Origin of the sequence: Nonomuraea thailandensis, assembly GCF_024172165.1 — a bacterium.
GTDB classification, from domain to species: domain Bacteria; phylum Actinomycetota; class Actinomycetes; order Streptosporangiales; family Streptosporangiaceae; genus Nonomuraea; species Nonomuraea thailandensis.
In genome coordinates this window covers 4,280,266-4,305,939 of record NZ_JAMZEB010000002.1, presented here as the reverse complement: position 1 = coordinate 4,305,939, position 25,674 = coordinate 4,280,266, and the positions used below count along the sequence as shown (strand labels likewise).

General features: G+C 73.9%; 28 protein-coding genes. 14 read left to right on the top strand and 14 right to left on the bottom strand.

What is annotated here, in order from left to right:
- Window positions 1-38 precede the first annotated feature (38 nt).
- From HD597_RS23350 to HD597_RS23330, 5 genes are all read right to left on the bottom strand, one after another.
- A complete protein-coding gene (locus HD597_RS23350) occupies window positions 39-1,091 on the bottom strand; it encodes an aldo/keto reductase (RefSeq protein ID WP_253744817.1) in 1,053 nt (350 codons plus the stop codon).
- An 82-nt stretch (window positions 1,092-1,173) separates the two neighbouring features.
- Window positions 1,174-1,440, bottom strand: a complete 267-nt coding sequence (locus HD597_RS23345; protein WP_253744816.1) for a hypothetical protein — start codon at window positions 1,438-1,440, stop codon at window positions 1,174-1,176.
- Window positions 1,441-1,579: 139 nt separating this feature from the next.
- Window positions 1,580-2,665 (bottom strand): hypothetical protein, encoded by a 1,086-nt coding sequence (locus HD597_RS23340; RefSeq protein ID WP_253744815.1) that lies wholly within the window; start codon window positions 2,663-2,665, stop codon window positions 1,580-1,582.
- A 3-nt stretch (window positions 2,666-2,668) separates the two neighbouring features.
- Entirely contained in the window at window positions 2,669-3,262 is a 594-nt protein-coding gene (locus HD597_RS23335; protein ID WP_253744814.1) for an RNA polymerase sigma factor, read from the bottom strand.
- Window positions 3,263-3,495: 233 nt separating this feature from the next.
- Window positions 3,496-4,317 (bottom strand): TetR/AcrR family transcriptional regulator, encoded by an 822-nt coding sequence (locus tag HD597_RS23330; protein ID WP_253744813.1) that lies wholly within the window; start codon window positions 4,315-4,317, stop codon window positions 3,496-3,498.
- Between the two features lie 99 nt (window positions 4,318-4,416).
- Between HD597_RS23330 and HD597_RS23325 the strand changes: the two genes are divergently transcribed.
- The gene (locus HD597_RS23325; protein ID WP_253744812.1) at window positions 4,417-5,331 is read left to right on the top strand and encodes a zinc-binding dehydrogenase; all 915 of its coding nucleotides are present in this window, start codon (window positions 4,417-4,419) and stop codon (window positions 5,329-5,331) included.
- A gap of 79 nt (window positions 5,332-5,410) precedes the next feature.
- On the opposite strand, the gene HD597_RS23320 is transcribed toward HD597_RS23325, so the two are convergent.
- Entirely contained in the window at window positions 5,411-6,091 is a 681-nt protein-coding gene (locus HD597_RS23320; RefSeq protein ID WP_253744811.1) for a flavin reductase family protein, read from the bottom strand.
- Window positions 6,092-6,371: 280 nt separating this feature from the next.
- Here HD597_RS23320 and HD597_RS64705 point away from each other — a divergent pair, with 280 nt between their 5' ends.
- Genes HD597_RS64705 through HD597_RS23310 form a run of 3 tightly spaced genes read left to right on the top strand, consistent with a single transcriptional unit; the run spans window position 6,372 to window position 7,956 of the window.
- Window positions 6,372-6,506, top strand: a complete 135-nt coding sequence (locus HD597_RS64705) for a hypothetical protein (RefSeq protein ID WP_276082999.1) — start codon at window positions 6,372-6,374, stop codon at window positions 6,504-6,506.
- Window positions 6,503-7,765 (top strand): thioesterase domain-containing protein, encoded by a 1,263-nt coding sequence (locus HD597_RS23315; protein ID WP_253744810.1) that lies wholly within the window; start codon window positions 6,503-6,505, stop codon window positions 7,763-7,765. The genes HD597_RS64705 and HD597_RS23315 overlap by 4 nt, the downstream gene beginning before the upstream one ends.
- Window positions 7,762-7,956, top strand: coding sequence for an MbtH family protein (locus HD597_RS23310; protein WP_253744809.1), 195 nt, complete (start codon window positions 7,762-7,764; stop codon window positions 7,954-7,956). The genes HD597_RS23315 and HD597_RS23310 overlap by 4 nt, the downstream gene beginning before the upstream one ends.
- 133 nt (window positions 7,957-8,089) lie before the next feature.
- Here HD597_RS23310 and fes read toward each other — a convergent pair whose 3' ends face one another.
- Window positions 8,090-9,187, bottom strand: coding sequence for an enterochelin esterase (gene fes, locus HD597_RS23305; RefSeq protein WP_253744808.1), 1,098 nt, complete (start codon window positions 9,185-9,187; stop codon window positions 8,090-8,092).
- Between the two features lie 142 nt (window positions 9,188-9,329).
- On the opposite strand from fes, the gene HD597_RS23300 reads away from it, so the two are divergent.
- Window positions 9,330-10,151, top strand: coding sequence for a siderophore-interacting protein (locus HD597_RS23300; RefSeq protein ID WP_253744807.1), 822 nt, complete (start codon window positions 9,330-9,332; stop codon window positions 10,149-10,151).
- Window positions 10,152-10,174: 23 nt separating this feature from the next.
- Here HD597_RS23300 and HD597_RS23295 read toward each other — a convergent pair whose 3' ends face one another.
- On the bottom strand, window positions 10,175-10,630 hold the full coding sequence (locus HD597_RS23295; protein WP_253744806.1) for a MarR family winged helix-turn-helix transcriptional regulator: 456 nt from the start codon (window positions 10,628-10,630) through the stop codon (window positions 10,175-10,177).
- A 70-nt stretch (window positions 10,631-10,700) separates the two neighbouring features.
- On the opposite strand from HD597_RS23295, the gene gap reads away from it, so the two are divergent.
- A complete protein-coding gene (gene gap / locus HD597_RS23290; RefSeq protein WP_253744805.1) occupies window positions 10,701-11,705 on the top strand; it encodes a type I glyceraldehyde-3-phosphate dehydrogenase in 1,005 nt (334 codons plus the stop codon).
- A 52-nt stretch (window positions 11,706-11,757) separates the two neighbouring features.
- Window positions 11,758-12,573: an alpha/beta fold hydrolase gene (locus HD597_RS23285; RefSeq protein WP_253744804.1), complete on the top strand. Its 816-nt coding sequence runs from the start codon at window positions 11,758-11,760 to the stop codon at window positions 12,571-12,573.
- On the opposite strand, the gene HD597_RS23280 is transcribed toward HD597_RS23285, so the two are convergent.
- The gene (locus HD597_RS23280) at window positions 12,515-12,874 is read right to left on the bottom strand and encodes a YybH family protein (RefSeq protein ID WP_253744803.1); all 360 of its coding nucleotides are present in this window, start codon (window positions 12,872-12,874) and stop codon (window positions 12,515-12,517) included. The two genes, HD597_RS23285 and HD597_RS23280, sit on opposite strands and share 59 nt — an antisense overlap.
- Window positions 12,875-12,915: 41 nt before the next feature.
- Here HD597_RS23280 and HD597_RS23275 point away from each other — a divergent pair, with 41 nt between their 5' ends.
- Complete coding sequence (locus HD597_RS23275; protein ID WP_253744802.1) at window positions 12,916-15,486, top strand: DUF6493 family protein; 2,571 nt, start codon at window positions 12,916-12,918, stop codon at window positions 15,484-15,486.
- Window positions 15,487-15,569: 83 nt separating this feature from the next.
- Here the strand turns inward: HD597_RS23275 and HD597_RS23270 are convergent, their stop codons facing one another.
- Both HD597_RS23270 and HD597_RS23265 read right to left on the bottom strand, forming a co-directional pair.
- A complete protein-coding gene (locus tag HD597_RS23270; protein ID WP_253744801.1) occupies window positions 15,570-17,063 on the bottom strand; it encodes an MFS transporter in 1,494 nt (497 codons plus the stop codon).
- Window positions 17,060-17,662, bottom strand: coding sequence for an NADPH-dependent FMN reductase (locus HD597_RS23265; protein ID WP_253744800.1), 603 nt, complete (start codon window positions 17,660-17,662; stop codon window positions 17,060-17,062). Before HD597_RS23265 ends, HD597_RS23270 begins: the two co-directional genes overlap by 4 nt.
- 98 nt (window positions 17,663-17,760) lie before the next feature.
- Here HD597_RS23265 and HD597_RS23260 point away from each other — a divergent pair, with 98 nt between their 5' ends.
- Both HD597_RS23260 and HD597_RS23255 read left to right on the top strand, forming a co-directional pair.
- The gene (locus HD597_RS23260) at window positions 17,761-18,366 is read left to right on the top strand and encodes a TetR/AcrR family transcriptional regulator (RefSeq protein WP_253744799.1); all 606 of its coding nucleotides are present in this window, start codon (window positions 17,761-17,763) and stop codon (window positions 18,364-18,366) included.
- A 49-nt stretch (window positions 18,367-18,415) separates the two neighbouring features.
- Entirely contained in the window at window positions 18,416-21,112 is a 2,697-nt protein-coding gene (locus HD597_RS23255) for a DUF6493 family protein (RefSeq protein ID WP_253744798.1), read from the top strand.
- Window positions 21,113-21,192: 80 nt separating this feature from the next.
- On the opposite strand, the gene HD597_RS23250 is transcribed toward HD597_RS23255, so the two are convergent.
- A complete protein-coding gene (locus HD597_RS23250) occupies window positions 21,193-21,597 on the bottom strand; it encodes a RidA family protein (RefSeq protein WP_253744797.1) in 405 nt (134 codons plus the stop codon).
- Between the two features lie 93 nt (window positions 21,598-21,690).
- On the opposite strand from HD597_RS23250, the gene HD597_RS23245 reads away from it, so the two are divergent.
- Window positions 21,691-22,071 (top strand): winged helix-turn-helix transcriptional regulator, encoded by a 381-nt coding sequence (locus HD597_RS23245; protein WP_253744796.1) that lies wholly within the window; start codon window positions 21,691-21,693, stop codon window positions 22,069-22,071.
- Window positions 22,072-22,115: 44 nt separating this feature from the next.
- On the opposite strand, the gene HD597_RS23240 is transcribed toward HD597_RS23245, so the two are convergent.
- Complete coding sequence (locus HD597_RS23240) at window positions 22,116-22,919, bottom strand: SDR family NAD(P)-dependent oxidoreductase (RefSeq protein ID WP_253744795.1); 804 nt, start codon at window positions 22,917-22,919, stop codon at window positions 22,116-22,118.
- Window positions 22,920-23,004: 85 nt separating this feature from the next.
- Between HD597_RS23240 and HD597_RS23235 the strand changes: the two genes are divergently transcribed.
- From HD597_RS23235 to HD597_RS23225, 3 genes are all read left to right on the top strand, one after another.
- Window positions 23,005-23,640: a TetR/AcrR family transcriptional regulator gene (locus HD597_RS23235; RefSeq protein WP_253744794.1), complete on the top strand. Its 636-nt coding sequence runs from the start codon at window positions 23,005-23,007 to the stop codon at window positions 23,638-23,640.
- Between the two features lie 417 nt (window positions 23,641-24,057).
- A complete protein-coding gene (locus HD597_RS23230; protein ID WP_253744793.1) occupies window positions 24,058-24,294 on the top strand; it encodes a DUF6289 family protein in 237 nt (78 codons plus the stop codon).
- Between the two features lie 76 nt (window positions 24,295-24,370).
- Entirely contained in the window at window positions 24,371-24,607 is a 237-nt protein-coding gene (locus HD597_RS23225; protein WP_253744792.1) for a DUF6289 family protein, read from the top strand.
- Between the two features lie 77 nt (window positions 24,608-24,684).
- On the opposite strand, the gene HD597_RS23220 is transcribed toward HD597_RS23225, so the two are convergent.
- On the bottom strand, window positions 24,685-25,659 hold the full coding sequence (locus tag HD597_RS23220; RefSeq protein WP_253744791.1) for a serine hydrolase domain-containing protein: 975 nt from the start codon (window positions 25,657-25,659) through the stop codon (window positions 24,685-24,687).
- Between the last annotated feature and the right edge of the window lie 15 nt (window positions 25,660-25,674).

The following is a 25,674-nucleotide window of genomic DNA, read 5'->3' as shown; positions in this document are numbered from 1 at the left end:
GGCCCGGGCGCCCGCCCGGGCCGCGGTCGTCGTGGATGTCACACCTGGTGGACGAGGCGTTCGATCGGCGGGTTCACCCGGGCGAATCCCTCCTGGCTGCGATACGGGTAGTAGGGGTAGGCCGCCGTCACGGTGCTGGCGGCGTCGAGGCGGGCCACCTGGTCAGGGGTGAGGGACCAGCCGACGGCGCCCAGGTTCTCGCGCAGTTGCTGCTCGTTGCGGGCCCCGACGATGACCGAGGCCACGGTGGGGCGGCGCAGCAGCCAGTTGAGCGCGATCTGCGGGACGCTCCGGCCGGTCTCCCCGGCGATCTCGTCGAGCACGTCCACCACCGTGTACAGCCGCTCGTCGTCCACGGGCGGCCCATAGGCGGCGGTCCGGTGCAACCGGCTGCCCTCGGGGAGCGGCGCGCCGCGGCGGATGCGGCCGGTGAGGCGGCCCCAGCCGAGCGGGCTCCACACCAGCGCGCCGACGCCCTGGTCGAGGCCGAGGGGCATCAGCTCCCACTCGTAGTCGCGGCCGACCAGCGAGTAGTAGACCTGGTGGGCCACGTACCGCGGGTAGCCGTGCCGGTCGGCCGCGGCGAGGGACTTCATGAGCTGCCAGCCGGAGAAGTTCGACACGCCCACGTACCGGAGCTTGCCGGCCGCGACCAGGTCGCCCAGGGTGGACAGCACCTCCTCGATCGGCGTGGCCGCGTCGAAGGCGTGCAACTGGAACAGGTCGATGTGGTCGGTGCCGAGCCGGCGCAGCGCGTCGTCCACCGCCTTGATCAGCCGGGGACGCGACGTGCCGGCGCCGTTGGGCGTGTCGTTCACGGGCAGCCCGGCCTTGGTGGAGATGAGCACCTCGTCGCGCCGGCCCTTGATCGCCTGGCCGAGCACCTCCTCCGAGGCGCCGTCGGAGTACACGTCGGCGGTGTCGAACATGGTCACCCCCGCCTCGACCGCCACGTCCACCAGCCGCCTGGCCTCCGCCACGTCGGTGTTCCCCCACGCGCCGAACAGCTCACCCCTGCCGCCGAACGTGCCCGCGCCGAAGCTCAGCGCGGGCACCTTGAGACCGGACGCGCCCAACTGACGATATTCCATGATTCCATCCTTAAACGGGCCGGATTTCCCGTTAAGAACGGTAGCACACTAACGGCACGAATGTGCCGTTAGAGGGGGCGGGTCACCACCAGAAGACGGTGCGGCCGTCCTTCATCGTCCGGTGGGTGACACCCTCGCCGCCCTCGCCCTTGGACAGGAAACGCTCCGGCACGATGAGCCCGAACAGGACGAACAGCGCCAGGCCGGCGATCGCACAAGCCGGCAGGAGCAGCGCGCCGGCCGGCACGGCCGGCCACGAGAGCGCGCCGCCGGCGGTCGCCCACACGAGGAGCAGGCCGGGGAGGGCGAGGAGGATCAGCCCCCCGAGCACTCTGGCGATGCGCCGCATGATTTGACCGTACGGCGGCGCCGCAGCGAGGAGCAGTGGCGCGGAGGAGCGGATGCCGTCCCCGGCAGGTGGTGGGTGCTCACCGATGCCGCATCGCACGTGGGTCCTGCCCGCGCGACGGCGCCCACCGGTAGCGGGGTCAGCCGGGCCGTTGCCCGGCCCGGTCGACGACGGCGGCCTCGACCAGGGCGTCCCAGTTGTGGATCTCGCCCTTCTTCATCGTGCGGAGGGGGCCGTCCTGGTGGTTTCTGACCACGACGGTGCGGTAGCCCAGGTACGCGTACGTCTTCGGATCGATGAAGATCTCGTCGCGCAGATAGCCGTCCAGGACGTGGTAGAGGGTGATGCCCCGGCGATCGAGCAGGTCGGAGGAGCCCTCCTCGTACCGGACGCCCGGGATCGCGGCCATGGCGCCGTACATGGCGGCCCGCAGCCTGGGCGGGAGCGCGGCGTCTCCCATGCCCATCGCGATCAGCTGGAACGCCCACCTGTCGCGCTCGATGGAGGTCAGGGGTGGCGCCGCCTCCGCGGCCAGGCGCTCGGCCTCCTCGGGCGTCCTGCCCGTGGCCCGCGCCCGCTGCCGGGCCCTGTCCTGGAGGGAGGCGCGGTTCCTGGCGCTCTCGGCGTCCACCGTCCCGTAGATCCGGGCCAGCAGCCGATCGGCGTCGGCCGGCAGGGCGAGCAGGTAGGGGTAGGTCACCTCGAACTCCGACCCCTCGTACACCCTGAGCTTGCCCTTCTCCATGGCGGCGAACGCCTTGTCGTCGAGCCGCCGCCACTGCTCGTGGGTGTCCGTCGCCGCCGGCTCGCCGCGCAGCCACTGCCCGCCGTCCACCCGGGTCCGGGCACGCAGGCTCTTGACGTAGCCCCACTGCGTGGGCCCGGCCGTCCACGCGGGCTCGCCGCCGGCCAGGAACGCCGCGTTGTCGGCCACGTCCTGGGCGTCGGCCACCGGGCGCAGCCGGAGCTCGGTGACGGCGGGCGGCTGGGGCTGGTGGGTTCGCGCGTCCTTCGCCGGGCCGGGAACGACCGTCACGGCCACGGCCAGCGCGGCGGCGGCCGTCGCGGCGACGGTCAGCGCCCACATCGGGCGGATCCGGCGGGCGGGCCGCCGGCGGCTTCCGCGCATGTGCGTCTCGAGACGCGTACGTGCCGCGCCGATGGTCTCCGTGGCGGGCTCCGGCATCGCGTCGTGATGGCGGCGCAGTTCGTGCAGCTCTTCCATGACTCAGACCTCCTTCGCCGCGTGGCCCAGCGTCTTGCGCAGCCTCGCTCTGGCCCGGTTCAGCCGCGAGCTGACGGTGCCGATCGGAACGCCCAGGGCGAACGCCGCCTCCGCGTAGCTGAGGCCGGCGCAGGCGACGAGCATCAGCGCGTCACGGTCGCCCCGCGGCAGGCTCTTCAGTCCGCGCGCCAGCCGCGGGCTGAGCTGCTCGGCGGTCACCCGGTCGGCGACCCGGTCGGCGTGGTTCTCGATGTCGTCGCGGCCGGCCGCGCGGCTGAGCGCCCGGTAGAGGCGGAGCTCGTCGCGGCGATGGCGGCCGATGAGGTTGGTGGCGATGCCGTACAACCAGGCCTTGGCCTCCGGGCGGGTCAGGTCGTAGCGGTCGCGCTGGTCGAAGCCGGCCAGGAACGTCTCCGCGGCCACGTCGTCGGCGGCGGTGGGCCCGAGCCTGGCGGCGACGTAGCGGTGGATCGCCGTGAAGTACCGGTCGAAGATCACCGAGAACCACTCGGGCTCGTGGCGCGAGTTCGCGATGACCGACGCGTCGTCCGGATCCGCGGCCACGGGGGTGGAGAGGTGGGCAGAAGGGTCATGCATCCGGCGCCTTTCTCGAAGGAGGGTCGGCGCTGATTGCCCGATGCGGGCGTCCTTGTTCGCGGTTTTTCCGCCAGGCCGCCGGAGGGCGATCACGGCCCGGCGGCCCCGTCCTGGTGGGCGGCCCCCAGGCCGACCGGCCACGGCAGGTCACTGTACCCGCGTGCCGCCGCCCGGGCGGGCCGGGTCCGCCGGCCGGTGTGCCGAAGATCACATCCGCGGGTTCCGGTCGTTCGTCAGGAGCGGGGGCCGAGCAGCGCCGCTGCCGTCTCCTGCACGGAACGGGTGAAGCGGCGGGGGTCGCCGGGCGGTGTCAGGTGGCGGATCAGGTCGCCGTCGAAGACCGCGAGCAGGGCGTGGGACAGGAAGTCCGCGTCCAGGTCGGGGCGTTCGGCGGCGAACAGGGCGCTGAGATGGGCGTGCCAGAACCGGTAGCTCGGATCGTCGTACCTGTCCTCGGCGCACGCCTGCTCGTGCGCCGCCAGCAGGACGGCGTTGCCTTCGGCGATGGCGCCGAGCCCGTCCAGGAAGGCGTGCAGGCGCTCGCGGGCGGGTGCGCCGGGGCCGAGCGGTGGCGGGCCGCTCGCGACCGCCTCCCGCAGCTCGCGCGAGCGCTCTTCGAGCAGTGCCTGCAGGAGGCCGGCCCGGCTGCCGAACCGGCGGAACACCGTGCCCTTGCCCACTCCGGCCAGCGCGGCCACCCGGTCGAGCGACACGTGGTCCCCGCCGCCCTCGGCCAGGAGCCGCTCGGTCGCGCGCAGCACCGCCCGCCGGTTCCTGGCGGCATCGGCGCGTTCGGACCGCTCGCCGCTCCCGCCGCTCCCGGCGTGCTCGCCGCGCTCTGCGCCTGCCGCGTTCGCCGTGCTCGCGGCGTTCCCCGCGCCGCCCGTGCTTGCGGCGCCGCTCGTGCTCCCAGCGCTGCTCGTGCTCCCAGCGCCGCCCGTGCTTGCGGCGCCGCTCGTGCTCACAACGCCGGAGGGGCTCGCAGTGGTGTCTGTGCCGTCGGCGTCGGCGTCGGTGTCGGTGTCGGCGTCGGCGTCGGTGCGGCGGGCTGCCATGGGACCTCTCACGGACGAATGCGGACTATCGGTCCGATTATGCTACCGTCCAGCCAAGCGGACCGCCGGTCCGCATCACTCCTCACGAGAGGGACGGACATGCGCGCACTCATCGTCGACCCCGACGCCCCCGGATCCCTGCGCCTCGCCACCGCCGCCGAGCCCGAGCCGGCACCGCACCAGCTCCTGATCGACGTGCGGCACATCTCCCTCAACCGGGGCGAAGTGGCCTTCGCCGGTCGGCGGCCGGCCGGGACCGTGCACGGCTACGACGCCGCCGGAGTCGTCGTGCGCGCCGCGGCCGACGGGACCGGGCCCGCCGAAGGAACCAGGGTCGCGGCGTTCGGCGCCGGCGCGTGGGCACAGCGCATGGCCGTGGACAGCACCGCGGTCGCCGAGGTTCCCGGGCGGGTGGAGCTCGCCGACGCCGCCGCGCTCCCGATGGCCGGCGTCACCGCGCTGCGCACGTTGCGCACCCGCGACATCCTGGGGCGGCGGGTGCTGGTCACCGGCGCCGCGGGCGGCGTCGGGCGGTACGCCGTGCAGCTCGCCGCCCTGGGCGGCGCCCACGTGATCGCCTCGGTGGGGTCGGCGGCGCGTGGCGAGGGTCTGGCCGGGCTGGGCGCCCACGAGGTGGTGGTCGGGCTGGAAGGCATCGACCGGCCCGTCGACCTCATCCTCGACAACGTGGGCGGGCCCCAGCTCGTCGCGGCCTGGCCGCTCCTGGCGCCCGGCGGGAGCGTGCAGAACATCGGCTGGGCGTCCGGCGAGCCGGCCGTGTTCGAGCCGTACTCGCTGTTCTCCGTCGGGCCCGCCAGGACGATGAGCACGTTCGGCGACGTTCGCGAGTTCGGGCCGGACCTCGCGACGCTGCTCGGCTTCGCCGCGGCGGGGCGGCTGTCACCGGAGATCGGCTGGCGCGGCTCCTGGGAGCGCATCGCCGAGGCCGCGCAGGCGCTGCTGGAGCGGCGCGTCGCGGGCAAGGCCGTCCTGGACGTGACCACGCCCGCCTGACGTGCGGCACCCCGGAAGGCGCCCGGCCCGACGCGCCCCCCGGTGGCCAGGCGGGCGTGCCTCGGCAGGCCGGACGGGATCAGAGCGCGGGCGCCTCCGAGCGGGCCCGGTCGATGTCGGTCGTCCGGTAGAGCCGCTCGGGGATGCTCGCCAGCCTCGACGGATGCGCCTGCGGCCCCAGCCCGTAGAACTTCTGGAAGCTCATGATCAGCGGTCGCCACGCGTCGGGGTCGATGTGGTCGTCCGTCCCGGCGAGCCGGATCTCCTCGTGCGCCCACACCCGCACGACCCGCACCTCGAAGGCGAGCGTGCCGCCGTCGGCCATCGGATGCACCGCCTCCACCACGCACTCCATCGCGACCGGGCACTCGGCCACCCGCGGCGGCGCCACCGCCTCCGACGGCACGGCGGTGAGCCCCGCGTGCCCGAACTTGTCGCTCACATGCCGGTAACCCCGCTCGTACTTGCGCTCGGGCACCGGATCGGAGCCCGTGGTGAGCGCCAGCCGGTCCACCGCCGCCGCGAGCGCGTCGGAGGGCAGGTTCAGCACGCACTCGCGGGTCCTGCGCAGGTTGGCGGCGGTCTTCGCCCTCGGGCCCAGCCCCAGCATGCCGCGCCAGCCCAGCCAGAACGCCGACGACATGGGGGCCAGGTTGGGGGTGCCGTCCTCGTTCGACGACGAGATCAGCACGACGGGGGTGCCGAAGTAGAGGATGTTCGGCTCGATCCGGACGTGCTCGTTCATCACGGTGTTGTTCATGGGCACCAACTCTTGCCCCTGCCTCCGGCCCGCGCTGGCGGACTTCGGACCTCCCGTTCGGGGCCGGCAGGCCGGCGAAGGCGTCCGCCCGCGGGCGCCGCCCGTCCTCAGGCTGCCCCATCAGGGACGTCGCTCGTAACTTCGGCGGCCACTCCGGAACGCTCCTTGACAGATGCGGACTTTCCGATCAAATTAGGCAAGGCTTACCTAACTTTAGTCGTTCGGGGAGGGCCTGCCGCGATGGACGGCGGCCCTTCGCGCCTGACGGGATCGGAACTCGATGCAACTGCTGACAACCGCGGCGGATCGGCAGCCGGATGACGACCGCGCGCCGTCGGTGCTGTCCGTTTCGTCCGGGGGCACCGGCGCGGGGGCCAGGACCGTCCGCCGCGGCGAGGGGCGGTCGCCCGCGTGAGCGAGCAGAGCATGCCGCTGTCCGGAGCCCAGGCCGGGATCTGGCTCGCCCAGCGTCTGGACCCCGGCAACCCCGCCTGCAACCTGGCCGACCGGATCGACATCCGCGGCCCGCTGCGGGCGGAGGTGTTCGAACGGGCGCTGGAGCGGTGCCTGGCCGAGGCGGAGCCGCTGCGGCTGCGCTTCACCGAGGAGCCCGCCCAGTACCTGCCCGAGTACGACTCCCTGCGCGGCCACCTGCCCGACGGCACGCTCGGCTACCTGGGCCGCGCCGGCCGGCAGGCCGACGTGCGGGGCGAGCCCGGCCGCGCCACCCCGCCCGCGCGGCGGGACGGGTCCGCCCGCGCTGCCGCGCCCGCGCCGCGGACGGGGCCCGCGCCGCGGACGGCGGACGGGCCGCGCGAGGAGACCATGCGCGCGCTGTTCGCCGAGGTGCTGGGCGTGCCGCGGGTGGGCGTGGACGACGGCTTCTTCGACCTCGGCGGCCACTCGCTGCTCGCGGTGCGGCTGGTCGCCAGGGTGAAGGAGGTGTTCGGGGCCGAGGTGCCGATCGGCGCGCTGTTCGAGGCGCCGACCGCCGCCGGGCCGGCCGCGCTGGCGGGGGGCGGCGGGGACCCGCTCGGGGTGCTGCTGCCGCTGCGTGAGGCCGGCGCTAAGGCGCCCCTGTTCTGCGTGCACCCGGCGGGCGGGCTGAGCTGGTGCTACGGCGGCCTCGTCCGGCACGTGCCCGACCGGCCGATCTACGGGCTGCAGGCGCGCCGCGACCGCCCGCCCGCCTCGCTGCGCAGGCTGGCGGCCGGCTACGTCGCCCGGCTCAGGCTGGCCCGGCCGCACGGCCCGTACCACCTGCTCGGCTGGTCCACCGGCGGCGTCATCGCGCAGGAGATGGCGGTGCAGCTCCGCCTGGCCGGCTGCGCGCCCGACGCGCCGCTCACGCTGGAGCGCGTGGCAGAGATCCTGCGCGGCGAGGCCAGCGCGCCGGCCTCGCTGCCCGCCGGGACGCTCGCCGAGCTGAGGGACCTCTGCCTCGGCACCGACCGGCTCGTACGCGGCCTCGACACCCGCCCGTACGACGGCGACCTGCTCTTCTTCCGCGCCGCCATCGGCGACGGCCCGGCCGCGGACGCCTGGCGCCCGCACGTCACCGGCGCCGTCGAGACGCACGACGTGGCCTGCGGCCACCGGGACATGACCCAGCCGGGACCGATCGCCGACATCGGCGCCATCGTCGCGGCCCGGCTCCGGGAGCTGGGTTCGTGAACCCCTTCGACGACCCGGACGGCGAGTTCCTCGTCCTGGCCGACGACGAGGAGCGGCACTCCATCTGGCCGTGCTCCGCCGCCGTGCCCGAGGGCTGGTCGGTGCGGTTCGGGCCGGACTGCCGCGCCGCCTGCCTGGCGTACGTCTCCGCCGCCTGGACCGGCCCGCGACCCCGCGGCGTGCGCCCGTGAGGGGAGTCCGCACCTCACGGCGGGACGCGGGAGCGGCCTTCTCGCGGGCACGGGGCCCGCGACCCTGATCGACCCCGGGTGGCGGGCGCCCATGTGCGCGGAGGCGGCCCGCCGCCCGGGGTTCCCCTGAGGTTCACAGCCATCCGGCCGCCAGCGTGGTGAGGCCGGTGGCCAGGCCGCCGAGCCAGCAGGCGGGGTCGTGGCCGCCGTTGTACTCGGTGAAGCTCACCTCGTACCCCTGGGCGGCGAGCGTATGGGCGAAGCGGCGGTTCTCCCGCACCAGCATCCACTCCAGCGCGCCGGCCTCGACGTGGAAGCGCACCGGCAGCCGGGGCGCCCGCGCGTACCTGCCGGTCAGCCACTCGGGGTCGGCCTCGCTCCACCAGTACGAGCCGGACTGCGACAGCACGTTGCCGAACCGCTCGGGAGCCACGAACGCGGCGTAGGAGGCCGTCAGGCCGCCGAAGCTCTGCCCCGCGATCACGGTGAGGCCGGGGTCGGCGCTCGCCTGCCACTCGCGCTCCGCCCACGGCAGCAGCTCGCCGGCCAGAAAGCGGACGAACGGCTCGTGACAGGCCAGCTCCCGGTGCCGGGTGGACCGGTCGACGGAGTCGGGCATGAGCACGACCGCGGGCGGGAGGTGACCGTCGGCGATCAGGTTGTCGACGGTGGGGCCGATCCGCCCCGCCCACATCTCGCCGTCGAGCAGCACCACGACCGGGTACGGCCCCGTCCCGTGCTCCGGCGGCGTGTGGACCCACACGCGCCGCCCCGCCACCCCGGCCTCGGTCACGCGCCCCTGGGGAACGCCGGGCCTGGCGTCGCGGTAGGGCTGGGGCGGGGCCTGGGGGAGCTCCAGCAGCGACGACGGGTGGCGGTCGGGGGAGCTCGGGACCGTACGGGGATTGCGGGGGTCGGGCAGCGCGGCGCGCCTGGCCTTCAGCCACGAGTCCCGGTCGGTGCCGGGCAGCGTGGTGCAGGGGAGGATCTGGTAGCTGGCACGCAGGTCGGCGTCGAGCTCGTACGTCAGGTGCAGCAGGCCCGTCCCGGGCAGCGGGGTCATGACGTGACCCGTGATGTCGCCGGCGTGCCGGTCGCGGTCGGTCACGGTGTTGATCAGCACGACCGCGCGCTCGTCCGCGGAGGCGGCCTCCCACAGGAAGGTCACCCGGTACCTGCCCGGTGTGTCCGCGGGCTCGATGACGGGAGTGGCCGGGGATGGGGGCGTCATCTTCAAGACCTCCGGTCTGGCATCATAAGGTAAGGCTAACCTAAATTAGGTAGACCTTTCCTGGCCGCCGTGGCGTCGTCCTCGACGATCCGGTCACGGCCCCGGCCGCGAGCTGCCCCACCCCCCGACACGAGGACCCCGCATGGCCAGAAGCAACCTGCACAGCAACCGGATCAAGCCCCGGACCTCAGAACTGCTCGTCCTCCAGGTTCTCCGCCGCGAACGCCTGTCCCCGCACTTCGCCCGCGTCACGCTCGGCGCCGGCGACGTCAAGCGTTTCGTGCCCATGGGCTACGACCAGTGGTTCCGCCTCTTCCTCCCCGTCGCCGCCGACTCGCTCGCGCGCCTGCCGGACAAGCTGACCACCCTCGGCTACGCCAGGCTCCTGACGATCTCCAAGACCTCCCGGCCGGTGCTGCGCAACTACACCGTCCGGGCGTACCGCCCCGACGGGCCCGAGGGCCCCGAGCTCGACGTGGACTTCGTCCTGCACGGCTCGGCCGCCGGCGGCACGCCCGGGCCCGCCGCCCTCTGGGCCGAGACCTGCGCGCCCGGCGACAGCGTGGCACTCATTGACGAGGGCGTCGGCTTCAACCCGCCGCCGGGGACGCGCAGGGTCGCCCTCGTGGCCGACGAGAGCGGGCTGCCCGCGATGGCGGGAATCCTCGCCTCCCTTCCGCCGGACACCGTGGGGCACGCGCTGGCCGAGATCCCCTCACCCGAGGACCGTCAGCCGCTCCGCGCGCCCGACGGCGTCGAGGTGACCTGGCTCGTCCGCGACGACCACACCGCCGTGCCCGGCGCCCTCGCCCTGGCGGCCGCCGTCGCCCTGCCGCTGCCCGGCGAGCCCTTCTACGGCTGGGTGGTGGGGGAGTCGGCGCTGCCCACGGCGCTGCGCCGCCACTGGGTGCGTAACGGCGTGCCGAAGGAGCACATCATGTTCTGCGGCTACTGGCGCCACTGACCGCGGGGTCCCGGCGTCCGGGCTCAGCCGGGCCGCCGGGCGCGCCCGAGCTCGGCGAGCCGGGCGAGGGCGGGCAGCGCGCCGGCGATCGCCCGTCGCTGCTCGGCGCTCAGCTGGGCGAACAGCGGGGCCAGGTGGCGCGTCCGGTCCTCGTGACGGGAGCGGCCGATCCGGCGGCCGGCCTCGGTGATGTGGACGAGGACCGCGCGCCCGTCGGTGGGGTCGGGACGGCGCTCCACCAGCCCGTCGCGCTCCAGCCGGGTGACCAGCTGGGTGATGGCGGGCTGGCTGACCTGCTCGGTTCTGGTCAGGTCGGTCAGCCGCATGGGGCCGCCGCCGAAGGCGAGCGTGTCGAGCACCGACAGTGTCGTGAACGACAGCTTCTCCAGCATGGGCAGCCGGATGTAGAAGCGGTTGAAGTTCTCGATCGCCGCGGTGAAGGCGTCGACGTCCAGGTCGTCGTCGGAGCTGTCGTTCACGGCCACCACTATATATTGAGGATTTATATAAGATGCTTATGATGTAGGCCCGTTGAGAGGAAGGGCACACATGACTGTTCGAGTGGGCATCAATGGCTTCGGGCGCATCGGCCGCAACGTCTTCCGCGCGACGGCGGCCCGGGGCGCCGATCTGGAGATCGTCGCGGTCAACGACCTCGGCGACGTGCCGACCATGGCCCACCTGCTGGCCTACGACTCGATCCTGGGCCGCTTCCCCGGCGAGATCACCGCCGGGCCCGGCGTGATCCGCGCCGGCGAGACCAGCTTCAAGGTGCTGGCCGAGCGCGACCCGGCCGGCCTGCCGTGGGGAGATCTGGGGGTGGACGTGGTCATCGAGTCCACCGGCCTCTTCACCAGCGCCGCCAGGGCGCGCGCACACGTGGACGGCGGCGCCAGGAAGGTCATCATCGCCGCCCCGGCCAGCGGGGAGGATGTCACGATCGTGCTCGGCGTGAACGACGACGCCTACGACCCGCAACGCCACACGATCATCTCCAACGCCTCCTGCACCACCAACTGCCTCGGCGTGCTGGCGAAGGTGCTGCACGACGCGGTCGGCATCGACTCCGGCATGATGACCACCGTTCACGCCTACACCCAGGACCAGAACCTCCAGGACGCGCCGCACGAGGACCTGCGCCGCGCTCGTGCCGCGGCGCTCAACATCGTCCCCACCTCCAGCGGCGCCGCCAAGGCCATCGGCCTGGTCCTGCCCGAGCTCCAGGGCCGGCTCGACGCCTTCGCCCTGCGGGTCCCCGTCCCGACCGGCTCGGTCACCGACCTGACCGTCACCACCCGCCGCCCGACCACCGTGCGGGAGGTCAAGGACGCCTACGCCGAGGCGGCGGCGGGCCCGTACAAGGGCCTGCTGTCCTACACCGAGGCGCCCGTCGTCAGCGGCGACATCGTCACCGATCCCGCCTCCTGCGTCTTCGACGCCCAGCTCACCCGGGTGCTCGGCTCGCAGGTCAAGGTCGTCGGCTGGTACGACAACGAGTGGGGTTACGCCAACCGCCTCATCGACCTGGCCCTCATGGTCGGCCGCACCCTGTAGACGATCGGCGGCATGAGCGGCCTCAGCGCTGAAGTTTCACTATGTTGTGAATATGGTGAATCTTCCGTCCGTGCTCTCCCTTCAAGGCTGCGACCTGCGTTACGCCGACAGCGGCGGTGACGGCCTGCCGCTGGTGTTCTCGCACGGGGCCGGGGCCGACCACGTGATGTTCGACGCCCAGCGGGTGCACCTGCGGGACCGGGGGTATCGCGTCGTCGTCTGGGACCTGCGCGGCCACGGCCTGTCGCGCCCGGCCGGCGTCCCGTTCACCGCCGGGCAGGCGGTGGCGGACCTGTGCGCGCTGATCGGCCACCTGGCGCTGGACCGGCCGGTGCTCGTCGGGCAGTCGCTCGGCGGCAACCTCGGCCAGGCCGTCGTCCGGCGGCACCCCGGCCTGGCCCGCGCCCTGATCGTCATCGGCGCGACGTCGAACACGGCGCCGCTGTCCTGGAGGGAACGCCTGCTGGTGAAGGCTGCCGCGCCGATGTTGTCGGCGATGCCCGCCAGGAACCTCCCGGGGCTGATGGCCGACGCCTCTGCGGTCACCCAGGACGCGCGGACGGACGCCCGGCGGGCCTTCGGCCAGTTGTCGAAGAAGGAGTTCCTCCAGGTGTGGCGGGCGACCGTCGCGTTCCTCTCCCCGGACCCGGGCTATCGCACACCGGTGCCCCTGTGCCTGATCCGGGGAGAGCGGGACGGCACCGGCAACATCGCCGCGGCCATGCCCCGGTGGGCCGGGACCGAGAACGTCCAGGAGGTCGTCATCCCCGGCGCCGGCCACATCGCCAACCAGGACAACCCGCGGGCGGTCAGCGAGGCGATCGAGGCGTTCCTGCGGACCCTCCCGGTCCGGGGCCGTCCCGGATGACGCGCCGGATGACGCGCCGCCCAGGCGGTGCCGTGGGGTTGTCGATGACGTGGCGCCACCGCTCGTCCGCGCCGCGCCGTACGACGTCGGAGGCCGTGCCGCTCAGGTCCACCTCGTTGCCGTCGCGCGCGGTGCCGCGCATCGACCGGTCCACGATGAGCAGCGCGAGGTCGCCCGCGACGTACGCGTGGGGCGGGCGGGCCTCGACCGGGAGGCCGAAGCTCTGCAGGTGCCGGTCGGCGGCCGGCCGGGCGGGGCCGGTGACGGGATGGCCGGGCACGGGGAGCGGTCCCTCCCTCATGATCCCGGAATTGTCGTAACCGCTCGCTAGTGTCCCGGGGCATGGCACACGCGCTGGTGGCGCACTCGGGCGCCCACCCCTCACCCGCACCCGTGACCGCCTGGGAGGAGACCCTCGCCAGGGTCACCTCCGGCGACGCCACCGGGCTGGCGGCCTACCTGGTCACGCTCGACGAGCCGGGCCGCGGGAAAGTCGCGGCGGAGCTGCCCGGCTACGTGACGGCCACGGCGCGCACGGCCGGATGGCGGGAGTGGGCCCGGCAGGGCAGGCCGCTCCTGGTGGCCGGCGTGGCCTGCATGGGCGGCGCGTCCGCCGTGACGGCGTGGCTGTTCCGGCGCGAGCTGCCCCGATGGCTGAACGACGATGACGTCGAGCTGCTCGTCGGCCTGCTGCGGCGGCGGCCCGTGGAGTGGCAGGCCGACGTGGCCCGCCGCATCGCCGCCCGCATGCGCCTGCCGGAGCCGCGGCACTGGGCCGTCGCCGCCGCGCTCGTCCGCGAGACCGGCATCGAGCCGCCGGACGGCGAGCCGTTCATCGTCGGCTGGCTGCGCCGGCTGCACCCGGAGACGGCCGGGCGCGACCCGCTGGTGGCCGCGTACGGGCCGCGCATCCTCGAGCTCGACGCCCTCGCCCAGACCTCGCTCTGGCAGGTCGTCGAGACGGTCGTGCGCCTCGTCCACGACGGCCTGCTCGACCGCGCGGCCGTCATCGACGCCGTCGTGCGGCGGCTGCTGCGCGACGGCCCGGCGGCGCGGGCGGAGCTCGCCGGCCTGCACGACCGCCTCGACCTCGACATCGACGAGTCGGCCAGGCACACCAGGGACTACACGGGTCTGCTGCCCGCCGGCCCCGTCGCGGTGGCCGACGTGGCGCTGGCGCAGCTGCGGCGGCTGGAGGAGGCGGGGCGGCTGGAGGAGGAGCTGTTCGCCGAGGCGATGGCGGCGCTGGCGTTCCGGCCGGAGAAGAAGCTGCTGCGCGCGGCCATGTCGTGGGCGGGCGACGCGGTGCTGCGCGAGGCGGGCCGCGTGGACACCGTCCTCGGCACCCTCGCCACGATCTTCACTCAGGACACGCTCGCGCTGCAGGAACGCGCCGTCCGCCTGGCCGTCAGGCTCGCCCCGCAGGCCGGGCCCGCCGGCCGCGAGGCGGTCCGGCAGGCGGCGGCGGAGCTGCCGTCGCAGCTGCGGGAGCAGGTCTCGGCGGCGTACGGTGGCGGCATCGCCGAGGCGGCCCCGCCCGCCGCCCCGCCGCTGCCGGTGGGGGAGTGCCCGCCGCTGCCGCCGCCCATCGCCTCGCCCGAGGAGCTCGTCGTGGAGCTGGCCGCGTTCCGCTGGCCGCCCGACGTGTGGGTCTTCGAGCGCCTCCTGGCGGGCCTGGCCGAGTGGTCGCACCGCGACCCCGAACGGCTCAGGCAGGCACTGCGGCCGTGGTGGCACCCGTTCACCCCCAGCGCGTACGGGCACCATGGCCGCGAGTTCCACGAGAACCTGTTCATCGCCGTCCACCGGGCCTTCCTCGCCTTCGCCGCCCCCGAGCGGAGCAGGAAGCTGACGGCGCAGCCGCCGGGGCGGCGGCGCTACCCCGACGCGCCCGGCGCGCCGGAGCTGCTCTACCGGCGCCGCGCCCTGGAGCTGGTGACCCCCTTCGAGGAGGGCGCCGGCTATCCGATCCTGCTGGCCACGCCCACGGCGGGCAGCGGGCACGTCGAGCCGTCCGTGCTGCTCGACCGCCTGGAGCGGCAGGAGGCCGCCGGGGTGCGGGCCCTGCCGGCCGACCTGGCCCAGGCGCTGCTCCGGCTGCCCCGCCGGTTCGCGCCCGCCGACGTCGAGCGGGCCGCCCGGCTCACCTCGGAGGCGGGCCGTACGTGCGCCGCGTGGATGCGCGACGGCGGCATGCCCGACCCCGAGGCGACCGTGACCGTGCACGGCGCGGGTGACGACGTGCGGCTGCGGGCCTGGCTCGGCGCGCCCGACCCCGGCCTGCCCGGGGAGATCCGCGCCCTGTTCGAGGTGCAGGACGGTCACACGTACTCGCTGACCTGGTGGCCGCTCGCCCTCCCCGCCCACCGCGAGCTGGCGGCGGCCCATCTCGTCGGTTACCTGCCGTGGTCCATGGACGCCAACGACCGGCAGACGCAGGCGCTGATCGCCCTCGCCGCGGGCGACGGAGCCGTCGGCGCCGCCACCGCCCACGCCCTGGCGTACGGGATGGGGCACGTCAACCCGGCCGAGCGGGCCGCCGCGACCGACGCCTTCCTCACCCTCGCCGCCCGCGGCGAGACACCGGCCGAGGCTCTGGCCGCGGCGGTGACGTCCCTGGTCACGGCCGACCTCGTCAAGCTCAACCGGGTGGTCTCCGTCCTCGACGACGCCACGCAGGCGGGGGCGCACGAGGCGGTGTGGGCGGTGATCTCGGGTGTGCTGGCGGGCCTGCTGCCCAGGGAGGGGGAGCGTCCTCGCGCGGGCGCGGCCGATCTCCTGGCGGCGGGGGCTCGGGCGGCCAGGATCTCGGGCGTACGGGCGGAGCTGCCGGAGGTGGCGGCGGTCGCCGGCCGCAAGGGGTCGAGCCGCCTGGTGCAGGAGGCGCGGCGGCTGATCCGGCTCGTGGGGTGATCCGGCTCGTGAGGTCGCTCGTGGGTGATCGGCTCGCCGGCTGACTTCGGCTGGCCTGGGCTGGTCGTGGCTGGGCGGGTGGGCTACGGCAGCGCCGACGGCCGGGGTCGGGGCGCCGCGGGGACGGCCGCCGCCGCGGCGGCGCGTCCGGGGCGGGGCGCAGCGAGCAGCGCCCACACGGCCGGCGCGGCCACCGCGCACACCCCGCTCGCCCCCCACAGTGCCACCTGCCAGGCCCCGGTGAGCCACGAAGCCTCCACGGCCCGCCCGGCCCCGGCGAGGCTTCCCGCGAGGATGCGCGCGGCACGGTCGGGATCGCCGGCGCGGGCGTGCAGCCCGGTGGCGAGCGCCGTGCCGAACAGGGTGGTGGCCAGCGTGCCACCGCCCGCGCGCACGGTGTTGAGCAGCCCGGTGGCCATGCCGATCCGTTCCTGGGCGACCTGGTTCACGGCCTGCGCGTCGGTGATCCCGATCATCAGCCCCATCCCGGTTCCGAGCGTCGCCAGCGGGCCGAGCAGACCCGCCACGCCGAGATCGGGGCGCAGCGTGGTCAGCCAGGCGTTCCCCGCCGCGATCAGCAGCAGGCTCGCGGTGACCAGCGCGCGGGGCGGCACCCCGCGGTTGATCAGCAGCCCGCCCACCTGCGGAAGGAGCAGCACGGGTGTCGTGAGCCCCAGCATGATCAGCCCGGCGGCCTGCACGGGGAGACCGCCCGCGCCCTGCAGATAGGTCGGCAGGTACGCGGTCACCCCCGCGGGCCCGGCGGCCAGGACCAGGCCGGCCAGCGTCCACGCCACGAAGCGGCGATCACGCAGCAGCCCGAGATCCAGCACCGGATGCCGGGCCCTGCGCTCGACCAGCACGAACACCACCAGCATGGCCAGCCCCCCGGCCAGCGGCACCAGCACCAGGACACTGGCCCACCCGGCCGCCGCGGCCTGGTTGACGCCGAACATGGTCAGCCCGAGCGCGCCGATCAGCGCCAGCGCCCCGCCCACGTCGACGCGCGGCCTCTCCTCCGCCCGCGAATCGGCCATGGCGGCGGCGCCCGCCAGCATGAGCAGGCCGGCCCCGGCGAAGACGGCGAAGGCGGCCCGCCAGCCGAGCGCGCCCACCAGCCAGCCGGCCAGGCTCGGGCCGACGGCCATGCCGACGCCGGCCGTCGTGCCCATCGCCGCGTACGCCCGGGTGCGGGCGCGGCCGGTGAAGGCGCCGCCGAGCACGGCGCCGCCACCGGTCATCACCCCGGCGGCGCCGACGCCGGACAGGGTCCTGGCGACGTTCAGCGTCAGGATGTCGCCGGCGAGGGCGCTCGCCAGCGCGCCCGCGGTGTAGACGAGGGCTCCGGCGGCGAAGACCCGGCGCCGGCCGTACAGGTCGCCGAGCGACCCGGCCACCAGCATCATGGCGGCGGCCGCCAGGAAGTACCCCACCACCACCCACTGCAGGGCCGCTCCCGAAGCGCCGAGGTCGGCGCCGATCAGGGGGAGCGCGACGGTGGTGCCGGACATCAGCATCGGCAGCGTCAGGAAGCCGAGCAGCACCGCGGCCAGCGTCCCGGCGCGGCGGCCTGTCATGCCGCCGCCATCTGGTGGCGCAGCGTCCTCAGCGCCCCGGACCAGGCGATGACCTCGTCCAGCAGCTCCACCAGGGTCGGCTCCTGGTGCGGGCCCGGGGCGATCACGCCGGGCTCGGCCGGGTCGGTGATCTCGAAGTCGGTGAACGCGGACAGCGCCACCTGCGTGCGTACGTTGGCCACCTGCACCTCGGTCATGACCTGGCGCAGGTGCTCCACCGCGCGCACGCCGCCGTGCACGCCGTGGCTGACGAAACCGGCCGCCTTGTTGTTCCACTCGGCGAACAGGAAGTCGATCGCGTTCTTCAGCGCCGCGGGCGCCGAGTGGTTGTACTCCGGCGTGACGAACACGAACCCGTCGAAGGAGGCGACGGTTCGCGCCCAGCGGTTGGTGTGCGGGTGCCGGTAGTCGCCGAACAGGGCGGGCGCCGGCTCGTCCAGCACTCCCAGCCCGAAGCCGGCGAGGTCCACCACCTCGAAGGCGGCCTCGCTCGCCGCGACGGCGGGGTGGTGGCCGGCGACCTCGGCGACCCAGGCGGCCGTGACCGCGGTCCGGCGGTGGGGACGGGTGCTGCCGACGACGATGGCGATCCTGATCATGTCTGTCTCCTCGTGCTCTTCAGCGTGACGTCCGGTAAAGTACAACGAGCGTGGCAAAAAGTAAAACGCTCAATGTACTTTGATGGAGGCAAGCACCGGTGACCAGGGAAGACAAGCGCAAGGCGATCCTGTCCGGCGCCTTGACGGTGTTCGCCCGCGACGGCTACACCCGGGCCAGCGTCGACGCGATCGCCCGCGCGGCCGAGGTGTCGACGCGGACGATCTACAACCACTTCGCCGACAAGGCCGTGCTGTTCCAGGCGGTCATCCAGGAGAGCGCCGCGCGGGCCGCCGACGCGCAGCTCGCCGTGATCGAGCGCCACCTGCGCAAGGTGACCGACCTGGAGGCCGATCTCGTCGACTTCGGCCGCGAGATCGCCGCCCCCGCCGGTGACGGCCACGCCGAGCACTTCGCACTGGTACGGCAGATCAACGCCGAGGCCGGGCACATCCCGCAGGCCGCGATCGACACCTGGCAGGAGACGGGCCCGCGCCGCGTGCGCCGCGAGCTCGCCGGACACCTGCGCCGATGGACCGAACAGGGGCTCCTGCACGCCGAGGACCCCGACCGGGCCGCCGTCCACCTCCTGCTGCTGATCTCCGTCGCCGACCCGTCCTACCAGGGCGCCGTGCCCACGGAACGGGAGATCGCCGAGACCGTGACCTCGGGGGTCCGGGCGTTCCTGCACGGCTACCTCCGCTGATCGCCGGCCCGCCACGAGACTGTCGGTGCGGTGCCCTACTGTCGCCGCCATGACCAACGCCTGGGACGCGGTCCGCGCGGCCATCGACGCCGAGGACACCGCCGCCGTCGCCGCGCTGCTGATCGGGTTCGACGACGCGCAACGGCGCGAGGTGGCGCGCGAGCTGCCCCGATACCTGCCGGTGGTGCGGCGGGCCGGCGAGCGCCGGGACGCCGAGCGCGTTGCGGGCAGGCAGGGCTGGTGGCGGTCGCTGCACGCCGAGGCGGAGAGGGCGGACCGGAGCGTGTGGGACCTGCCCGGGTTCTCCGAGGGGCGGGTCCGCTGGTACGTGGGCGCTCGCTGGATCGAGGTCATGCGGGTGGCGGGAGCCGGGGCCATCGCCGGCGCCGCGGGCGTCGCCGCCTGGCTGAACAGGCGCGAGCTGGTCAGGGGCTGGGTTCCGGCCGAGCTCGACGACGTCCCGGCGATCCTCGACGTCGTCGCTGCCAGGCCGGTCGCCTGGCGGGAGGATCTCGCCGCACGGCTGGCGCTGCGCCTGCGCGCCGCCCGTCCCCAGGAGCGCGACGGGCAGGTCCTGCTGGCGCTCGCCCTGCTGCGCGCGACCGGGGTCGAGCCGCCCCGGCACGACCCGCTCACCCTGGCCTGGATCGCCGCCGCGCCGGTCGCGGACCTCGGCGTGGATCCGCTGCTCGACGCCATGGTGCCGAGACTGTTCGAGGCGGAGGGCGTGGGCCGGCTGCTGCGCCGCGACTACGAGCTCGGCCCCGCTCTGGCGGCGCTGGCCGCCGACGGCCGGATCAAGCGCGCCGCGCTGCTCGACGGCTGCCGCACCCGCTTCCTGCGCGGCGGCCAGGCCGCCGACCTGCTCTTCTTCGTGGAGCTGCACACCCGGCTCGACCCCGCGCCCGAGGAGGTCGCACCGCACGCGCGCGACTACGCGGCGATGCTCGCGCTCCCCGCCGCCAACGTCGCCGACCTGGCCTTACGGCAGCTCCGCCAGGCGGGGGTCACGCCGCCGGCGGAGGCCGCGGAAAGCCTGCTGTTCCGCTCGGAGGGCAGGCTCGTACGCGCCGGGCTGTCCCTGCTCGACCGGGTGCTCAAGGAGCCGTCCGAGGAGATCGACGCGTACGCGCCCGCGCTGGCCGCCGCGCTGACGAGCGGCTCGGCCGAAGCCCGGCAACGGGCGGTGAGGCTCGCCGTCGGACACGCGGGCCGGTTCGGGCCCGAGGCGACCGCGATGATCAGGGACATCGTGGCGACGCTGCCTCCCGGCCCGGGCGCGGCGCTGGCCGCCGCCTTCGGGGGTGAAGCGGCACCCGAGCCGCCGCGTCCCCGATTCCAGCCCCAGCCGTTGCCGGCCGTGCCCGAGCCCGAGCCGATGCCGCCGATCACGCACGCCAACGTCCTGGCCCGCGTCTCGCTGCGCGAGTCCGACTGGATGCAGCCCGAGCGGTGGCTCGACGGCTTCGTGCGGCTGGCGTCGGACGAGCGGCGGGAGTCACTGATCGCCGAGCTGGCACCGGTGGCCGCGCGCTGCCGGGACCAGGAGTACCGGCGTTCGACCTGGCATGACACCTCCACCTGGGCCGCCGCCATGGCGCGCGAGCTGATCGAGCCGGGAGCCGATCGCAGAGCCGTGCGGGGTGGGCGGGCCGATGCTGCGCGGCGCGTCCCGAAGACGAAACACCTCGCCATGGGGCGGCTCATGCCGCTGGCCCGCTTCGCCGAGGTCTACCAGTCGCTGCTGGAGGGCCGGATGCCGCCGTACCTGCTGGCCACGCCCACCCGCGCCAACGGGCTGCTGGACGCGGAGGCGCTGGTCGAGCGGCTGGAGGGCTACGAGCGCGACGGCGTGCAGGCGCTGCCGCTGGACCTGCGGCAGGCGCTGCTGCGGCTGGGCCGCGGCAGCGTGACCGCCGGCGCGGTGAGGCGGGCGGCGCTGCTCGCCGCCCCGGCCGGGCGCCGGGCGCACCGGTGGCTCACCGACCGCCCGGCTGACCCCGAGGTGGTGCTGCGCTGGACGACGGATCAGGACGATTCGTTCGTCGAGGCCGAGGTCGTGCTGGGGCCGGAGCACGCGGAGCTGTTCGGGGACCTGCCCGTGCCGGGCCCGGGGGGCGAGAGCTGTGAGCTGCTGCCGCCCGTCCCGCGCCCGGCAATCGAGAGCTGCGAGCTGCTGCTGCCCGTGCTCGCCGGGCACCGGGGGCTGGCGGCCGCGTTCTCGATCCGCGGCTTCATGCCGTACCGGGCGGTGAGCGAGCCCGCGGCCCGCGACCTCGACCGCCTGGTGCTCGCCGACGGCCCCGGCGGCCCCTGCCTGGCGCTGCTGCTGGCCCGTCACCTGCTGGAAGGGCCCGACGGTGACGGGGTGCGGCCGCTGCTGCTCCTGGCCGCCTCCGGCGGGCTGCCGGGTGCCGAGCTGGGCAGACAGCTGGCCGCCCTGCTCGAACGCGGCCAGGGCCGGGCCGCCGATGCCATCGCCGCGCTCACGGAAGCCGCCAGGCTGGGGGCGCACCGTGAGGTGTGGCAGGTCCTGACCGGGCTGCTGCCCGCGTACCTGCCCGGCACGGGGGAGCGGGCGACCGGCGCGCACGTGCGGCTGGTGCGGTTCGCCACCGAGGTGGCGGGGTGGACGGGCGCACGCGGGGAGCTGCCGGTGGTGGCCGGGCTGGCAGCACGGGCCCGTACCAGCGAGCTGGTCCGCCAGGCCCGCGACCTGCACGCCCTGCTCACCGGCCCGGCCTGAGCCGCAGGGCACGACCGCGCCGGACCGGTGGGCAGGCACGCCCTGCACGGCGACCTGGCGACGCGCCGGCGCCTGCCGGCTCAGTCGATGATCGCCGTGACCTCGGCCTCGACGAGGATGCCGGGCTCGAAGAGGATGTCCACGCCGATCAACGCGGCAGGCGGCGTGGCGAGGTCGAACTCGCGCGCCGCCTGCTCGACGCCCGCATTGAAGGCGTCGTACATCTCCCTCTTCCATCCCGCGGCGTACCACGTGAATCGCACGACGTCGTGAAACGTCGCCCCGGCCGCGTCGAGCGCCTTGGCGACGTTGCGGTACACCTGGGCGACCTGCCCGGCGAGATCGCCCGGCGCGACGAGCTCACCGTTCTCGTCCCAGGCCACCTGTCCCGCGATGTGCACCTGCCTGCTCCCGGTCGCCACCGCGACGTGGTGGTAGAGCGGGACGTGAACATGCCTGTCAGGGTTGATGAGCGAAACAGCCACCAGATCTCCAGTGCTCTCTTGTAGTTACTCAGGAACTGTAGGAGAGTGTACGCTGACGTGGAAGAACGCACTTTTCAGTGACTGGGGAACCAGATGGTGACCAAGCAGTTCAGCGGCCTGTCGGACGAGGCGGACCTGAGGCGCGCCGACTCCCTGGCGCGGGAGATCTTCTCCGACGTCGCCAACAAGTGGGCGTTGCTGATCATCGAGGCTCTCGGCGAGCGCACCCTGCGCTTCAGCGAGCTGCGCAACGAGGTCGAGGGCATCAGCCACAAGATGCTCACCCAGAACCTGCGCATGCTGGAGCGCAACGGCCTGGCCGAGCGGAAGGTGCACCCGACGGTGCCGCCGCGCGTCGAGTACACCCTCACCGAGCCGGGCCAGGCCCTGCGGGCGACGGTCGATCTGATCTGCGGCTGGACCCACGAGTACTTCGGCCACATCGAGTCCGCCCGCCGCCGCTTCGACACCTGAGCCGCCACTGACGGAACGCGGCCGCTTCGAGGCCCGAACGGCCTTCAGCCGAACGCGGCCAGCGCGACCGGCTGCCACTTCCGCCAGGTGGCGAGCCGTTCCTCGTACTCGGCCGCCACCGGCTCGAACGACTTGCCGAAGAAGATCCGCGCCGGCGGGTCATCGGTGTCGGCCAGCTCCAGGATCGGCCCGCGTGTCGCCTTCGGGTCACCGAGGTCCCACACGGGCTCGGTGGCCGCGCGGACCTCGGCGTAGTCGGGATGCTCGGCGCTGCTGCGGATGCTGCCGCCGCCGAAGTCGGTCGCGTAGGGTCCGGGCTCCAGGCAGATCACGTGGACGCCGAAGGGCGCGACCTCCTTGCGCAGTGACTCCGACATCCCCTCCACCGCCCACTTCGAGGCGTGGTAGCCGCCGATGCCGGGATAGGCGCGCACGCCGCCCTCGCTGGTGACCTGGATGATCCGGCCATGGCCCTGGGCGCGCAGGAGAGGCAGGACCGCCTGCGTGACCCACAACGTGCCGAAGAAGTTGGTCTCCATCTCGGCGCGGATCTCGGCCTCGGTCAGCTCCTCGACCATGCCGAAGTGGCCGTAGCCGGCGTTGTTGACCACCACGTCCAGCGTGCCGAAGTGCTCGGCGGTCTGCCGTACGGCGGCGAACACGGCCGCGCGGTCGGTGATGTCGAGCCGCAACGGCAGCACGGCCTCACCGTACTGCTCGGTGAGGGGACGCAGGGCGCCGGGATCGCGTGCGGTGGCGGCGACCCGGTCGCCCCGCTCCAGCGCGGCCTGCGCCCACTCGCGGCCGAACCCCTTCGACGTGCCGGTGATGAACCACGTCTTGGACAACGTCCTCGCGCCTCTTCTCGATCGATGCCATCCGCTATAACAGTAGCATGGAGTGTATTAATTCCACTGCTGCTACACTTTCCGCATGGAAGGCAGGCGAGACAGGAAGAAGCGGCAGACCCGCGAGCGGATCCAGGCCGCGGCGCTGGAGCTGTTCACGTCGCACGGCTTCCGCAACACGACCATCGCGGCGATCGCCGAGCGCGCCGACGTCGCGACGCGCACCGTCACGCTGCACTTCCCCACCAAGGAAGACCTGCTCTTCGCCGACGACCCGTTCGCCCCGCGATCCCTGGCCGCCTGCCTCGCCGGGCGCTCCGGCGACGCGCTCGCCGCGGTCGGCGAGTGGATGCGCGACACGATGCGCGCGCTCGACGAACACGACGCCGAGCAGGGCCGCGCGCCGGGCGAGGTCTGGTCCCGGCGCACCAGGCGCGCCGCCCTGATCGCCGAGGACGACGACCTCCGTGGCCGTGCCCGCGCGAGCTACTACGAGCTGGAGCGCCTGATCGCCGCCGCCATCGGCAAGGACGTGGGCCTGCCGGCCGACGCGCTGGCCCCGCGCCTGACGGCGTACGCGGTGGTGGGCGGCCTGCGCGAGCTGTACATGACCCACGAGGCCGCTCGCCGCGAAGAGTTGCCCGCCCTGGTCGGCCGCGTGCTCGATCACGCCCGCGCGGGCCTGGCCGCGCTCACGGCCGCCTCGCCGTCGCCGCAGTAGACGGCGCCGCCGTCGCAGGGGGAGTGCGCGACCGTCGTGGCCGGTCTGGTCGGGCGGAGCGCTCCTTCCGTTTCGGATGCCCGGATGACGGTCGTTTGTCTGCGCCATTCCCTGGCCGGTGCGCGGGAGGCTCCGCCGAAAAGCGCGGGCGGCGGGCCGATAATCACTTCTCGACGTCCCGATTTCATCGGGTGGAGGGGAGTCGCCGCAGCCAGGGGCCGTGTCGCGGGCTCGGCTCGCGGGTTCTCACGAGAGAAACGCATGGCGGCCGATATGTCGCTGCGAATCAATACGGGCATGACGAATATGAGCCCCTCTTGCCTTTTCTTGCTACACGACGCATTATTTCGATCATCGGCTGGGGCGCCCACGAAGCCGTGAACCTTCGTGCTGTTCAGTACTCAGGAAGGACCGTCGATGATCCGACGCGCGCTCCTCGCCGCGGCTCTGGCCGCCACCACCCTCGCGGTCCTGCCGGCCGGTACGGCCCAGGCCAGGGCCTGCAAGATCGACCACTACTGCACCACCACCTACTACTCCGACGCCGCTCTGACCAACGCCGTCGGCGGCAAGCAGGAGGACTGCGACGGGACCACCCGCACCTGGGGAGTCCGCGGCCCCTACCTGACCTGGTACGAGAGCCCCTGCTTCTGACCCACCCGTCCAGCAGGTTCCCAGCGTGTGCGCTGCAACCGATCCTCACCGTTCCCCCGCTCAGAGAGGACGATTCATGATCCGTCGCGTGCTGGCCGTCGCCACCCTGGCGAGTGCGGCGCTCGCCACCGTACCGGCCGTCGCGCAGGCCGCCCCCATCTGCCGGGCCGGCTACCTGTGCAACACCCAGTACTTCTCCGACCCCGCCCGCACCAACCTGGTCGGAGTCAAGACGGAGTTCTGTGACGGCGAGGTTTCGACCTGGGGCAGGGTCACCGGCTACATCACGTGGTCCGCCAGCCCCTGCGCCTGACGAGAGACAGCCGGCGGGGCACGCATCGGCGCCCTGCCGGCGCCCTTCCGGCTCCCTGGCCCGGCGGCTGCCCGATCTCAGAGGGCGCGGGCGATGGGCCAGGCGCCGGGGGAGGTGTTGGAGAGCACGGTGCGGGTGGTGCCGGTGTGCGGGTCGTGCGCGGACTTGAACGACGCGCCGGCGTCGTACCCGACCAGCATCACCGTGTCGGTGCTCTCGTGCAGCCAGAATCCGAGACCGTAGCGCATCGACTCCTGGGGTACGGCGCAGCGCGGCCGTACGACCTCTTCGACGGAATCCACGATGTCGCCGGCGAAGAGCGCGCGCCAGAAGGCCGAGATGTCGGCTGCGGTGGTGTGGATGCCGCCGTCGCCGGTGGCCAGCACCGGCAGATGGAAGACGTTGGAGCGGTTCACCCCGTCCAGGGGCAGGTAGCCGACGGCCGCGTCGGCGGGCAGTTCGTCGGAGCGCAGGAAGTCGGTCCTGGTCATGCCGGCCGGGCGGAGCACCCGCTCCCGGACCAGGTCGTGGTAGCCGGAGCCGCCGGCCCGCTCCGCCAGCAGGGCGAGGACGACGAACCCGCCGTTGCAGTAGCCGAACCGCTCGCCGGCCCGGAACTTGGCGGGGTGCCCGTCCAGCAGGGGCAGGAACGCCTCGGTGGTGGTCAGCTCGTGCGCCGCGCCGATGAAGTAGTCGGTGATGTCGGTCTCGACCTCTTCGTCCAGGTAGTCGCCGATGCCGGACGTGTGGGTGAGCAGATGCTCGACGGTCACGTCGTCCGCGATCAGCGGCAGGTCCTTGCCGAGCAGGGAGCGGGCGGTGGTGTCCAGCTTCAGCGCGCCGTCACGGACCAGCGAGAGCACGGCCAGGGCGGTGAACCCCTTGCTGCCGCTGGCGATGCCGAATCTGGTGTCCACGGTGTTGGGAACGCCATAGGTGCGGTTCGCCGCCCCGTAGGCCTTCGCGAACTCGATCTCGCCGGCCCGGTCGATCCAGGCCACGCCGGAGAAGCCGGTCTCCTCGGCGATCTTGTCAATGTCCGCCTGCGGCATTGGCGCAGCCTAACC

Excerpts from the sequence above, each read along its gene's own strand:
- HD597_RS23300 (WP_253744807.1), top strand. The coding sequence starts at position 9,330 with ATGGCCAGAAGCAACCTGCACAGCAACCGGATCAAGCCCCGGACCTCA.
- gap (WP_253744805.1), top strand. The coding sequence starts at position 10,701 with ATGACTGTTCGAGTGGGCATCAATGGCTTCGGGCGCATCGGCCGCAAC.
- HD597_RS23265 (WP_253744800.1), bottom strand. The coding sequence starts at position 17,662 with ATGATCAGGATCGCCATCGTCGTCGGCAGCACCCGTCCCCACCGCCGG.
- HD597_RS23340 (WP_253744815.1), bottom strand. The coding sequence starts at position 2,665 with ATGGAAGAGCTGCACGAACTGCGCCGCCATCACGACGCGATGCCGGAG.
- HD597_RS23270 (WP_253744801.1), bottom strand. The coding sequence starts at position 17,063 with ATGACAGGCCGCCGCGCCGGGACGCTGGCCGCGGTGCTGCTCGGCTTC.
- HD597_RS23225 (WP_253744792.1), top strand. The coding sequence starts at position 24,371 with ATGATCCGTCGCGTGCTGGCCGTCGCCACCCTGGCGAGTGCGGCGCTC.
- HD597_RS23345 (WP_253744816.1), bottom strand. The coding sequence starts at position 1,440 with ATGCGGCGCATCGCCAGAGTGCTCGGGGGGCTGATCCTCCTCGCCCTC.
- HD597_RS64705 (WP_276082999.1), top strand. The coding sequence starts at position 6,372 with ATGCAACTGCTGACAACCGCGGCGGATCGGCAGCCGGATGACGACCGC.
- HD597_RS23335 (WP_253744814.1), bottom strand. The coding sequence starts at position 3,262 with ATGCATGACCCTTCTGCCCACCTCTCCACCCCCGTGGCCGCGGATCCG.
- HD597_RS23285 (WP_253744804.1), top strand. The coding sequence starts at position 11,758 with ATGGTGAATCTTCCGTCCGTGCTCTCCCTTCAAGGCTGCGACCTGCGT.
- HD597_RS23275 (WP_253744802.1), top strand. The coding sequence starts at position 12,916 with ATGGCACACGCGCTGGTGGCGCACTCGGGCGCCCACCCCTCACCCGCA.
- HD597_RS23230 (WP_253744793.1), top strand. The coding sequence starts at position 24,058 with ATGATCCGACGCGCGCTCCTCGCCGCGGCTCTGGCCGCCACCACCCTC.
- HD597_RS23280 (WP_253744803.1), bottom strand. The coding sequence starts at position 12,874 with ATGAGGGAGGGACCGCTCCCCGTGCCCGGCCATCCCGTCACCGGCCCC.
- HD597_RS23235 (WP_253744794.1), top strand. The coding sequence starts at position 23,005 with ATGGAAGGCAGGCGAGACAGGAAGAAGCGGCAGACCCGCGAGCGGATC.
- HD597_RS23255 (WP_253744798.1), top strand. The coding sequence starts at position 18,416 with ATGACCAACGCCTGGGACGCGGTCCGCGCGGCCATCGACGCCGAGGAC.
- HD597_RS23325 (WP_253744812.1), top strand. The coding sequence starts at position 4,417 with ATGCGCGCACTCATCGTCGACCCCGACGCCCCCGGATCCCTGCGCCTC.
- HD597_RS23330 (WP_253744813.1), bottom strand. The coding sequence starts at position 4,317 with ATGGCAGCCCGCCGCACCGACGCCGACGCCGACACCGACACCGACGCC.
- HD597_RS23350 (WP_253744817.1), bottom strand. The coding sequence starts at position 1,091 with ATGGAATATCGTCAGTTGGGCGCGTCCGGTCTCAAGGTGCCCGCGCTG.
- HD597_RS23220 (WP_253744791.1), bottom strand. The coding sequence starts at position 25,659 with ATGCCGCAGGCGGACATTGACAAGATCGCCGAGGAGACCGGCTTCTCC.
- fes (WP_253744808.1), bottom strand. The coding sequence starts at position 9,187 with ATGACGCCCCCATCCCCGGCCACTCCCGTCATCGAGCCCGCGGACACA.
- HD597_RS23245 (WP_253744796.1), top strand. The coding sequence starts at position 21,691 with ATGGTGACCAAGCAGTTCAGCGGCCTGTCGGACGAGGCGGACCTGAGG.
- HD597_RS23320 (WP_253744811.1), bottom strand. The coding sequence starts at position 6,091 with ATGAACAACACCGTGATGAACGAGCACGTCCGGATCGAGCCGAACATC.